Here is a 10,317-nt window from a genome sequence, read left to right as displayed (position 1 = left end):
ATGTGTGTTGTTTTGTATTTTTTAATTAAATTGCATCTGTTAGCACATTAGCAAAAGCGTCCAAAATAACTAATAGATATATATTTCTTATTTAAAATTAGAATAATAATTGTGAAAACTGAAATAGAAAATACTTTTTGGAAATTTGATTCTAAATATTGGTTTGAAAAATTAAACAGTTCGGAGGTAGGTTTATCGCAGTTTGCAGCCCAAAAAATTTTAACGGCTGAAAGGTCTAGTCCCAAAGAGCAATCACGTATTCAAAAAGATATTTTACTTTTTGTTAATCAATTTAAAAGTCCACTAATGCTCCTTCTTATTGGGGCGGTGATGATATCAGGATTTCTCGGAGATACTTCCGATGTATTTATTATCTTGTTTATTGTTCTATCTACGGGTTTACTAAGTTTCTTTCAAGAACGAAACGCAGGGAAAGTAGTTGAAAAACTTCAATCAATGATTTCAATTAAGGCAACAGTCCTTCGTGATGGCAAAGCACAAGAAGTAAAATCAGAGCAAATAGTAAAAGGAGATGTTATTATTTTAAAAGCTGGTGATATGCTCCCAGCCGATTGTTTGATTATAGAATCCAATGAACTACACGCCAATGAATCAAGTTTAACAGGCGAATCATATCCAGCAAGAAAAGAAGTAGGTATCTTGGACGAAACCACTGAGTTATCAAAAAGAACGAATTGTCTTTGGGAAGGCACAAACATAGTAAGTGGAAATGCAAAAGCATTGGTTATTCAAACAGATGATAATACCCTGTTTGGTAGCATTGCGAAAAGTGCATCGCATACAGTTGAAACAGCGTTTGAAAAAGGAATTAGGGATTTTGGCTACTTCTTGATGAAAATCACATTATCATTAGCAGTATTTATCCTTACTATAAATCTGTTGAATCACAAAGGGGTGATTGAATCGGCTCTATTTGCACTAGCTTTGGCGGTGGGCATGGCTCCAGAATTATTACCTGCCATTACAACCATTGCCATGAGTGCCGGTGCTAAACGATTATTAGAAAAAAAAGTAATTGTAAAAAAACTCAACTCTATTCAGAATCTCGGAGAATTAAACTTACTCTGTACCGACAAAACAGGAACTATCACTGAAGGAGTTATAAAAATAGCTGGTCTAACAGATGGTTTCGGACAAGAAAGTGAATTAGTAAAAAAACTCGCTTTTTGGAATGCTTCATTTGAAACAGGATACGCCAATCCAATTGACGAAGCACTGAAAAAAATAAAAATTGATGAGTCTACCAATACAACCAAAATAGGTGAAGTGCCTTATGATTTCATTAGAAAACGCTTGAGTATCGCAATCAGTACTGGTACTGAAAAGATGTTAATCAGCAAAGGAGCATTCACACAAATTTTGAGTATTTGCACAAAGGTTCAAAATTCTGACAAAAGCATAGATAACATAGAAACACACAAGCAGGCCATTGAAGAAAAGTTTACGCAATATGGTATAAATGGTTTAAGAGCCATAGCGATTTGTTATAAAAACATTGATACTGAAACGATTTCAAAAGACCTTGAGTGTGAAATGATTTTTGCTGGGTTTATCTTGATGAATGACCCTGTAAAACCTGATATCAAGGCTACCATCAATGAATTACATAAACTCAATGTTGGGTTAAAAATCATATCGGGTGATAATAAAAATGTAGCGGCGTCTATTGCTGCTAATATTGGAATTCATGAGCCCAAAATCATGACTGGCAGAGAGCTACTCGATACTGAGCAGGAAGCTTTGGAGCAATTAGTAAAAGATATACACATATTTGCAGAAGTGGAGCCACAACAAAAAGAAAGTATCATTTTGGCTCTAAAAAAATCTTACACGGTTGCTTATATGGGCGATGGAATTAATGATGTATCTGCTATTAATGCTGCCGATGTGGGAATATCGGTTGATAATGCAGTGGATGTTGCTAGAGAAGCGGCTGACTTTGTGTTAATGGAAAAAGAATTGATGGTAATTGTAGATGGTATAAAGCAAGGTAGAAAAACGTTTTCAAATACCATGAAGTACTTGTATATTAATACTGGTGCAACGTTTGGTAATATGTTTAGCGTAGCTGCTGCTTCATTAGTTTTACCATTTCTACCGATGCTCCCTAAACAAATTTTGTTGACTAATTTCCTTACTGATTTTCCTTATTTGAGTGTTGCAAACGATAATGTAGATGATGAAGTTTTGGAAAAACCGGGTAAATGGGATTTGAAACTCATTCGTAATTACATGTTGTATTTTGGTACTCACAGTTCAATATTCGACCTTATCACGTTCTTTACTCTATACTACTTATTGAAAGTAAAAGAATCAGAATTTCAAACTGGTTGGTTTGTCGAATCGATTCTTACCGAACTCTTTATTCTTTTTATCATCCGAACGCATCATTCCTTTATCAAAAGTAAACCGGGCAAATATTTGTTTATTCTTAGCATTATAGGTTTAATACTTACTATTGGACTCCCCTATCTACCTTTTGCAGGTGATTTTGGGTTGACACCTTTGCCAATTATTAACCTTGGAACAATGCTACTAATTGTTTTAGGATACATCATTACCGCAGATATCTTGAAAGTTTGGTTTTTTAAAAAATATCAAAGTGCGTAAGTTGGAGTAACTTGGGTGAAAAATACCACCAATGCTCATTATAACTTCTGAAAATTTGTTAATAATTTGAAGTTTTGTATTTCTAAAAAAATGAAATAAATGCTCAAAACAACTTTTAAGATTTCAAAAATGGATTGTCCATCCGAGGAACAAATGATTCGGATGAAACTAGCCGATTTGACTGACATCGAATATTTAGATTTTGATATCCCTAATAGACAGTTGACCGTCTTTCATAATGAAAATTATGACCAAATTTTTCAACGACTTGATGATTTAAAATTTGATACATCTATAATCAATAGCATTTCAGTAGATAATCACGAATCTTCAATTGATAATAAAGAAGGCGAAAGAAAATTACTTTGGCAGGTTTTATTAATCAACTTTTTCTTTTTTGCTCTTGAACTTATAACTGGTTTTATCTCCAATTCGGTAGGGCTTGTTGCTGATAGTCTAGATATGCTCGCTGACAGCATTGTTTACGGACTTGCACTTTTTGCAGTTGGTGGAACAATAGCAAGAAAAAAAAATATTGCAAAATCGGCAGGTTATTTTCAATTGATACTTGCATTTTTAGGACTCATGGAAGTAATCAGGCGTTTCGTTGGAATTAAAGAGGTTCCTGTATTTCAGACAATGGTAATCATTTCGATGCTCGCCCTTGTTGGTAATGGCCTTTGTTTGTATTTACTGCAAAAAAGTAAAAGCAAAGATGCACACATGCAAGCGAGTATGATTTTTACTTCAAATGATGTAGTTGTAAATCTTGGTGTAATTGTGGCAGGAGGACTTGTTTATCTCACAAATTCAAAATTTCCAGACCTTATCGTAGGCACAATTGTATTTTTAATAGTTGGACAAGGTGCTTTTAAGATTTTAAAACTATCTAATTAATGATTAGTTATACTGTATCGTACAAGTAATTTGGTGGTGAGTTATTTAAGCTACTAATCAAATGCGAGGTTTAGATGAAAAATTCGTTCTCTCTATTTTTTTACAGCGAGAACGAATTTTAAAGCACTTATTCTGGAAGAAAATATTTATTGAAAATGATTTTGTTTTTAAATGTAAAAACGAGAAATTTGGTGTGAAAATAATTTGCACTTATGACAGAATTCTCTTCAAAATTTGGACAACAGCAACAACTATTTGGGGCCGAAAGTACAGCAATCAATACAAGTGTTTCTAACCCGATTTCTTCCGAAACAATCGAACATTTGAATGAGATTATCATGGCTCAGTATGAGATGTCATTGTATGAGCGAAGAATTTTCATTAAGGTAATTGAACAAATACCCACTGATTTAATCGAAATTAATGGGGTAAAAGTTTTGGATGAAATAATTATTGATGCACGTGAAATAATCACTTCTAATGGCTTGAAAGGCGAATCTGCCTACATGGAATTACAAAAAGCTACCAGTAATTTGATTAAACACGTATGTAAAATTTCTGAAAAAGATGGACTTCTACAAGTAGCACTTCTAAGTAGTGCGAAATATTTGAAGGGAAAAGGCTTAATTAAACTTAAATTCGATTCAAATCTTCACCCCTATTTGGTTAAGCTTAAAAATCAGTTCAATACATTTCATTTAGAAAAACTTATTCATTTCAAAAGTTTTTACTCGCAATGTTTATACGAACTGTTTAAGAAAGTTCCTAAAGTCAATGGTACATATACTGCTTCAATTGATTTTCTACGTAGTATTCTAAGAATTGGAGAAACTGAGTATGCTCGATATTATGATTTCAAACGATATGTAATTCAACAGGCTCAAAAAGAGCTATTAGGGCATGAGGTGGCATTTCATTTCAAAGAAAAAAAACAAGGGAAAAAGGTAATAGCGATTCAATTTATTTTTTCTAGCCTTTAATCAAAAGGCTAGAAAATTTGTTCCTCATTGATTCCAAAAGATTTAGCCATTGATAAAAAGTCTTTTTTTAGGTTCTGAAAATCAGTAAACCTCTCATTCATTTTATCGAAAATATAGCTTTGGAATGTTCCTTCTTGCTGGAAATTAAATAAAAATTCATCTAAACTACCAGAATCATAGGGCGTTTCTTTCTGATAACTCTGAAGAGCTAAAGCCGTTAAAATATCAGCTTTATTATCGCTTCCCTCTTGGGAGAGCGTATTGAAAAGATTTGCGTAAACTTCTGGGTTATCTTGTAGTAGTTTGATAGCCAGTTGTTTCTTCTGTATATGATACTCTCCTAGGAGGTTACTTTTTTTCTTTTCCAATTCTTCTTGTATCACCTTCGATTCAGACTCTGCTTTTTTCTGCTGAAGTTTTTTGTTTTGTTCTTTTACTTGCTTATCGGTGGGCGTTTCTGATTGACTAACTGCGACCATTTTCTGCAAATAACTAGGGACATCTTTAATCTTTCCTTTTTTATGCTCGCTGAGCGTATAATCAACTCCTTTCTTGATTTGAAGAAAAGGATATTTTTCAAACCAAATCTGAACCGTTCGAAGGCTCACATTAAATGTTTTTACAGCTTCAAAAATCTCATTGATTAAGATTTCTGTAGCATTTTGTGGCTTTAGAAGTAAGTCTTCATCGAGTAATTGTAGGTCTTTCTTGTTTTTAATAACCTTAAAACGGATGGCAACCACTTTCTTTCCCTGCTTTATTTCTTCAAAGTCAAAATATAATTCAGAATTTTCTTTTAATTCATTACGAGCCTGAACAATTACTTTTACTTTAAAATCGAAATAATTTTTATACTTATTTTCAATAGAAAACATTTCTTTGATGTGTTCTACTGTATATTCAAAACTTTTGAAACGCTCTTTTTCTTTGCAGATTTCATAAAAACGCATAGCATAAGAACTATCAAGCCCTAGAATATTGCGAATATCAATTACGGTGAAGTTTTCTTTCAGTTGTAGTAAAAAGGGCTTCAATAAACTCGGAAATTCAACTAAAAAAGCTCCCTCATTTTCCAAGTACATATAGCCACTGATAAGACTTGAATTGAGTTCAACATTATCATCTTTGTAATATACTCTTTTACCAATCATTTTTTCTACCTCTTTTTTAAGATGATGGTAGAGGCTATCTCCTTTAGCTCCAATGAACTTTTGAAAATCTTTCACAACCACAATCATTGGCTCAAAGTTATTCTTGGTGGCATCCAGCTTGGCAAGCAAAAAAAGAAATAATTTTGTTTGAATAGGAGTTAGTTCAAATTTAGCTTCAATCAGTGGATTCCCTTTGATTACTCGAAAGGGGTCTTTAGAAATAGCAACTAAAGCTTGTTCACGTTTAGAACTCTCAGACTGGTCCATTATTTATTTTACACACATTAAGTTATTGATGTTATACAAAAATACAAATATTAAAAGAAAGAGAAAATAAAAAACGACTTTTATTTTTTATAGGTAGTTTTAGACACCATAGAAGTAGTTTTTAAGCACCATAAAAGTAGTTTTAGGACACCACAAAAGTAGTTTTAGACACCATAGAAGTAGTTTTAAGCACCATAGAAGTAGTTTTATCGCTTGCAAGTTATTGATTGTCAGATAGTTAGCTAGCGTGAAAGTAAAGAAAGATACTAAAAGTAATATAAAGAAAACAAAGCAACTGTTTAAACTAAAATAGTTAGTAATATATTCAAAGTGATACCTAAGTAATGAAAGCTTCCAAAAAACTGGAAATATTTAATTATATTTTCAAAGTAAAAGTGTTTACCGAGACACCATAAAAGTAGTTTTTATAATAAAATGTTATGATGCAGAGTTAGGGCATAACACCATAGAAGTAGTTTTTTAAATTGCTTAATATTGATAGAATTTGAAATAGCAAGATGTATTTACACCATAAAAGTAGTTTTTAGCAATAAAAGATAAATTTATTATTGAATGAATTTTTTAAAAGTTTGAATAGATTATAGCTGACACCATAAAAGTAGTTTTTGTGAGTGAGAAAAACTTTTAGACGTAAAAATACCAACGCCCCAATGCTGTAATATCTTATTGAGAGCGTTGGCTAATACCTATCAAGATAGGGCTTCTAGGAACTTATTAAATGCAACCTTTAGTGCATTTATTTCTTTAGCTGTTTTTGATTCATAAGCTTTGTTCAAAGATTCTGTAAGTTTTAGATATCTTTCATGAACTAGCTTTTCACTTTTAGGATTTTTGTTAACTGAAATAGAAGGCTCTTTGGTCAGATTTTGAAATATTGTTTCTATCTCGTCCAATGAGTTTATCGGTTCGTTTACTTCTTTAGCTTTACCAATTCGCTGTATTTTCGTCTTTTCTACCTTAATCTGACCAGCTAATATTTCTTTACGAATTTCTGGCGATAGTTTATCAAGTCCACGAGCAAAATCGGCGTCTCTACGGATTGTTTTTTCATCAACTTTAAAGTATTCTCCTAGCTCCTGTGCAGTGGTTTTTTTGTTGGAACTTCCCAAATGGACATTTTGCCCATCTGGGGAAATATCATTATCTAGATGAACTTTTAGGTTGGCGTTAGCATCATTCAGAATTAGAGAATTCTCCAAATGGACATTTTGCCCATCTGGGAAAATTGCCTCTGTATCTTTGTTTGAAATGAGATTATTACTTACCAGTTTTTTCTCTGTATTGTATCTAATTCCACGTAGGTAAGATGCTTGTTGTGGCGTGATATTACGGCGGCTCAACTGAAAATCAATCATAAAGTTTCTAACTTCAGTGATTGATTCAAAATTATCAATTTGTATGTTGAACGGAATTTTTAATTCATTGCATAATTGAAAACGATTATGACCATCAATTAAGACATAAACAATCTCTTCTGGGCTTTCAGTAATCCCAATATTATTATTATTGGTTTGCCAAACCTTCAATGGGTCTTTACAGCCGTGTTTTTGGAGATTGTCTTTTAAAGCCAAAAACTCTGTCTCAAGTAAAGGTGGGATTAGTTCTTTTAGTTCGTTTAAGATGATAATATTCTTTTTGATATTTTCAGTTGAACTAAAACTTCCGATGGTATTCGTTTTAAGTGCTTCTACAACCGATTTGCTATTTTCGGCCATTTTTTCAGCTAATGTTTTCTTTGCCATTTGTGTTAAATTTATGGAGTTTAGTTGCGTTTGTCTAACGATAATAAATACTCTTCACCTAAATTTTCGTACGAAGTAGCCGCTTCCGAATTTTTATTAAATTCGCTGATTGTGAGATGGTCAATCATCGCTTTTTGAAAATCAATAAGGTGTTTTATTTCAGTATCAAAAACTTTCAAGTTTGAAAATTGCTGACGAATGAGCTCTTTATATTCTCTATGGATGCTATTTCCTTTTACCATCGTGAAAACAATACCATCTAATTCAAGAGCTGGGTTCAACAAAGCTCTAACTTCTGCAATTCGCTCTAATAATACAACTAAGCCTTTGTATGCAAGTTGCTCGGGTAATGTTGTGATAAGGCAACTATTAGAAGCTTGCATAGCTGTAATTGTTAGAATATTGAGAGAAGGGGGGCAGTCTATCAATATGAAATCATAATTCTTTGAAACTTTACTTATTGCCACTTTTAAACGTAATTCGCCACCAATTTTATTACTCAATTCTTTTTCCGCAGAGCTTAGTTCAATATCGCTTGGGGCAATATCTAAATTAGGTAATACAGACTGTATTGCCAGCGGAACGTCTAAGTTTAAGAGAGAATGGAACACTTGTGTTGGCCCGACACGGACATTAAGGACCTCACTCAAACTTCCTTGGGGGTCGATATCAATCAGTAGTACTTTAAAGCCTTTATTGGCTAGGGCCTCGCCCAAATAAGCAGTCGTAGTGGTTTTGCCAACGCCTCCTTTATGGTTGATGATAGATATTACACGAGCTTTCTCAAAAGCTTCATTGCTAAAGCCATATTGAGTGACCACTGGAAAAAGTGCCGAAAGGTGTTTTTCACTTAGATTACGAGTCCCGCTTATGACTCCAGATAAGGTATTTTTTGGTAATCCCGCTTCACGTTCGAGAGTAGCTACTGAAATGGCCGAGCGTCGTTTTAAAAATTTTAGAAGTGTTTCTTGAGTAAGCATCTTGCGTTGTTTAATATTATAAGCAAATGTAATATAATTGTTTGTAATATTAAACAAATTTTTAATTTATATAAGACTTTTTTAGCCCTAAAAATAGAAGTCTAAGGTAAAATATTAAAATGCGTAAGGTAAGAAAGACTTATAGGAAATTAGATTTAACTCTTCGTAGATAAAAATTTTGAATTAGTTATTCAAGCTTCCTTGTTGAATCCAAAATTTAATGATGTTTACTTCACAATCTGTGAGTTGCCCTCCCTTAGGCATTCTTGGTGCAGCACCATTAATAGAAACGACAGAATCATATAACTCACCACTCTGTGCATTTTCTTTTACTTGATTATAGGTTTCAAGTATGATGCCATCATAATGGTTTTTTGAATCATGGCATTGAAGACATTTTGCTTTAATCAAAGGCATTAATTCCTGATTAAAACTTACCGTTTTGTTATTATCAAAGCTACATGGGGCCTTTTCAATAGTTTTAGTTTGACAAGCAATCATTAAGTAAATTTGTAATAAAATGAGAACTTTTTTCATGATTGACTTTGAAAAGGAAAAACGATTGGACGATTATAGTTTAGCATTTAGGCTTTGGTATAAACTATTTTGCGATTTCAGTTTATTGTAAATATATTTTGCTAAAAATAGCGTAGATATCAAAAACTGAATATTTACCCTGTAAAGATAAGGGAGATAAATGATAGGTGTATATCAACCTGAATTTCTTAATAGAAAAATAAAATACATTAAAAATAGGTTAATGAAATTACAATGTTTACCAAAAAAGTCTTTCGAGATTTATGGATTTTGATTTTCTCATTAACCTTTGTCCAATTTTTATTTGAAGAAAAATAATACTAAACTACTTTAGTTTTCCTTCTTCAATCAAAATATCATACTTATATCCTGCTCCAAAATCTTTATTTAAAATAATCTTTCCTTCAAAAACAACATTATCTCCAACTGAGACAAATTCCTGAGTTGTAATTGTAATATCGCATGGTTTGCCGTTCTGCTTAGTTCCATCTTGAATATGAACCCAGTTTTTGCCCATTATTCCATCATTAGACTTGACACATTTCCCAGTAACAATAACCAACTTATTCTTATATTTATCCTTATTTGCTATTAATTCATTGAGTTTAATAGCACCTTTTACATCTTTTAGTTCATGATTGTGAACATGCGTATTAGGCGAAGTTTCGGGCATTTCATTGGCACTTTCAATGTTTCCACCAGGATGAGCCGAAGCATCAATAATACTTGTTACTAAAAAGATTTTATCAAAAACTCTTTTGTGTTCTTGACTTTCAAAATTGGTTTTTAAGAGGCCGCCTCTATAAAAATAAGTGTTCCCTATTTTAGGGTCGAATTTTGAAGCGGCAATCCAAAATGTATCAGTTTTTTCTTTTACTTTCAGATAGGTATATCGGTTAGCTTGTAGAACTTCTAAGGCTTCTACTTGGTGCATATCGGTAGGCGATGTAGCGATATTTGTTGGTACACTTTTATCGGTTTCTACCCCCGAAGATACTGCCGGTTTTGCCGTGTCTTCTACAATAACTTTAGGTTTTGACTTGCAAGCTCCCATCCATAGTGTGATTAAAACAAGGGAAAGGTTAAAAGTTTTCATTTCTTTAGAATATGT

At 32.7% G+C, this 10,317-nt stretch carries 8 protein-coding genes; 3 read left to right on the top strand and 5 right to left on the bottom strand.

Annotated elements, in window-relative coordinates:
* Positions 1 to 111 precede the first annotated feature (111 nt).
* The 3 genes from mgtA to EMTOL_RS21140 all read left to right on the top strand — a co-directional run bounded on the left by mgtA (position 112) and on the right by EMTOL_RS21140 (position 4,508).
* Entirely contained in the window at positions 112 to 2,631 is a 2,520-nt protein-coding gene (gene mgtA / locus EMTOL_RS21150) for a magnesium-translocating P-type ATPase (protein WP_015031208.1), read from the top strand.
* 99 nt (positions 2,632 to 2,730) lie between these two features.
* Positions 2,731 to 3,528: a cation efflux transmembrane domain-containing protein gene (locus tag EMTOL_RS21145; protein WP_015031207.1), complete on the top strand. Its 798-nt coding sequence runs from the start codon at positions 2,731 to 2,733 to the stop codon at positions 3,526 to 3,528.
* A 212-nt stretch (positions 3,529 to 3,740) separates the two neighbouring features.
* Complete coding sequence (locus EMTOL_RS21140; RefSeq protein ID WP_015031206.1) at positions 3,741 to 4,508, top strand: replication initiation protein; 768 nt, start codon at positions 3,741 to 3,743, stop codon at positions 4,506 to 4,508.
* A gap of 8 nt (positions 4,509 to 4,516) precedes the next feature.
* On the opposite strand, the gene EMTOL_RS21135 is transcribed toward EMTOL_RS21140, so the two are convergent.
* The 5 genes from EMTOL_RS21135 to EMTOL_RS22055 all read right to left on the bottom strand — a co-directional run bounded on the left by EMTOL_RS21135 (position 4,517) and on the right by EMTOL_RS22055 (position 10,302).
* Complete coding sequence (locus EMTOL_RS21135; protein WP_015031205.1) at positions 4,517 to 5,926, bottom strand: replication initiation protein; 1,410 nt, start codon at positions 5,924 to 5,926, stop codon at positions 4,517 to 4,519.
* A 710-nt stretch (positions 5,927 to 6,636) separates the two neighbouring features.
* Entirely contained in the window at positions 6,637 to 7,689 is a 1,053-nt protein-coding gene (locus EMTOL_RS21130; protein WP_015031204.1) for a ParB N-terminal domain-containing protein, read from the bottom strand.
* 20 nt (positions 7,690 to 7,709) lie between these two features.
* Positions 7,710 to 8,669, bottom strand: a complete 960-nt coding sequence (locus EMTOL_RS21125) for a ParA family protein (RefSeq protein WP_015031203.1) — start codon at positions 8,667 to 8,669, stop codon at positions 7,710 to 7,712.
* A gap of 183 nt (positions 8,670 to 8,852) precedes the next feature.
* Positions 8,853 to 9,206, bottom strand: coding sequence for a hypothetical protein (locus EMTOL_RS21120; RefSeq protein WP_015031202.1), 354 nt, complete (start codon positions 9,204 to 9,206; stop codon positions 8,853 to 8,855).
* Positions 9,207 to 9,531: 325 nt separating this feature from the next.
* Positions 9,532 to 10,302 (bottom strand): GW dipeptide domain-containing protein, encoded by a 771-nt coding sequence (locus tag EMTOL_RS22055; RefSeq protein WP_015031201.1) that lies wholly within the window; start codon positions 10,300 to 10,302, stop codon positions 9,532 to 9,534.
* Positions 10,303 to 10,317: the final 15 nt, after the last annotated feature.

This window comes from Emticicia oligotrophica DSM 17448 (genome assembly GCF_000263195.1).
Taxonomy (GTDB): Bacteria; Bacteroidota; Bacteroidia; order Cytophagales; family Spirosomataceae; genus Emticicia; species Emticicia oligotrophica.
This window is presented reverse-complemented; position numbering and strand designations above follow the sequence as displayed.